The organism is Thermodesulfobacteriota bacterium (genome assembly GCA_040756475.1).
Taxonomy (GTDB): Bacteria; Desulfobacterota; Deferrisomatia; order Deferrisomatales; family JACRMM01; genus JBFLZB01.
Genome location: JBFLZB010000356.1, coordinates 1 through 1,793, shown reverse-complemented (window position 1 = coordinate 1,793; position 1,793 = coordinate 1). Strand labels below are relative to the sequence as shown.

Here is a 1,793-nt window from a genome sequence, read left to right as displayed (position 1 = left end):
TCGACTCCCCCTCGGTGCTCGCCCGCTTCGACGGCACCGGCCGGGTGGGCCCCGAGGACGCCGCGGCCCTGGGGCTCGTGGGACCCGCCGCCCGGGCCAGTGCCCTGGAGCGCGACGTGCGCCGCGACCACCCCTGGGGCGCCTACCGGTTCCAGCAGATCTCCGTCGCCACCGGCTTCCACGGCGACGTGCACGCCCGCTCCCTGGTGCGCAGCATCGAGCTCGACCGCTCGGCCGAGTTCTGCCGCGACCTGCTGGCCCACCCCCCCCGGGGGGCGGCCCTGGCCTCCTGCCCGCGGCCCCGGCCGGACCGGATCGCCCTGGCCCTGGTGGAGGCCTGGCGCGGCGAGCTCGTCCACGCCCGGGTTACCGGGAAAGACGGTCGGGTCGCGGCCGCCGAGATCGTGGACCCCTCGGTGCACAACTGGTTCGGCCTGGCACTGGCGCTTCGCGGCCAAGGCATCTCCGACTTCCCCCTTTGCAACAAGAGCTTCAACCTGGCTTACGCGGGGCATGATCTGTGATTGGCACGTGGCGGGTTGGGGGTTGCACGTTGGAGGGGCGGGGGCGGTAGTTCTTGCTCGGGATGCGAACGGCCGTGGATGGACGGAAGGGTTCGTAACTCCAACCCGCAACAGGCAACGCGCCACAAGCAGGATTTCCAATGTTCAACATCCTCCGCACCCGCCTGAAGTTCGGAAACCGCACGGCGCCCTTGCCGAAGCCGGGGGAGACGCCGGTGGGGGAGGGGTTTCGGGGGCTGCCGCGGCTTTCCGGGAACGCTTGCCCCGAGGGGTGCCGGGAGTGCGAGGCGGCGTGCCCCACGGGAGCCGTTCGAGGGGGAGCGGGCCGGGGGGACGAAGGGGGGCCCCGGATCGACCTGGGCACCTGCCTCTTCTGCCCCGAGTGCTCCCGCGCCTGCCCCCACGGGGCCGTGGGCTTCACCCGGGAGCACCGGCTCGCGGCCAGCGAGCGCAAGGCCCTGGAGGTCGGTCCCGGCGCGGGCCCGCCCCCGGTGCGCCCCATGCCGCCGAACCTGCGAAAGCTCTTCGGGCGCTCCTTCAAGCTGCGGCAGGTGAGCGCCGGGGGGTGCAACGGGTGTGAGGCGGAGCTCATCGTCACGGGGACGCTGGTCTTCGACCTCTCCCGCTTCGGCGTCCAGTTCGTGGCGAGCCCCCGCCATGCCGACGCCCTCGTGGTCACCGGCCCGGTCTCGAAGAACATGCGGCTCGCCCTGGAGAAGACCTATGCGGCGCTCCCTGCCCCCAAGCTCGTCATCGCGAGCGGGGCCTGCGCCATCGGCGGCGGGCCCTTCCGGGGGAGCCCCGAGGCCCACGACGGGGTCGGGGATCTCCTGCCCGTGGACCTGTGGATCCCCGGCTGCCCTCCCCACCCCTGGACCGTGGTGGACGGCATCCTGCGCCTGATGGGGCGGTTGTAGGCTCGAAGGAGAAGGGAAGAGCGGTCTCGCGCAGCGGCGCGACGGGCGCAACGTTCCCCATCGAAATCGAAATCGGCTCCCAAGCGGACCGCGATCCCGTAGCCGGTAGGTCCGAACCGAGAAGCGAAAGGCGGTCTCGCGCAAAGGCGCAAAGGGCGCAAAGAAAGGCGCGACGAACCCGACCTACCCCTGATGGGGAGACACTAGCCCATGGCCGAAGCTCTCGTCCTCGCCGCCGCAGCCCTGCTCGCCCTGAGCGGGGTGCCGGGCCTGTTCCTTCCCCGGGGCTCCCGGGCAGGGGAGGGGGCTTCGTTGGGGCTCGCCCTGGGGGGGGCGGCCGTGGGGCTAGCGG

At 72.5% G+C, this 1,793-nt stretch carries 2 protein-coding genes; both read left to right on the top strand.

Annotated elements, in window-relative coordinates:
- Window positions 1–524, top strand: a 524-nt coding sequence (locus tag AB1578_23685; protein MEW6490900.1) for a hydrogenase, incomplete at its 5' end; no start/stop codon positions are given.
- Between the two features lie 140 nt (window positions 525–664).
- Window positions 665–1,441, top strand: a complete 777-nt coding sequence (locus AB1578_23680; protein ID MEW6490899.1) for a 4Fe-4S dicluster domain-containing protein — start codon at window positions 665–667, stop codon at window positions 1,439–1,441.
- Window positions 1,442–1,793 lie beyond the last annotated feature (352 nt).

Excerpts from the sequence above, each read along its gene's own strand:
- AB1578_23680 (MEW6490899.1), top strand. The coding sequence starts at position 665 with ATGTTCAACATCCTCCGCACCCGCCTGAAGTTCGGAAACCGCACGGCG.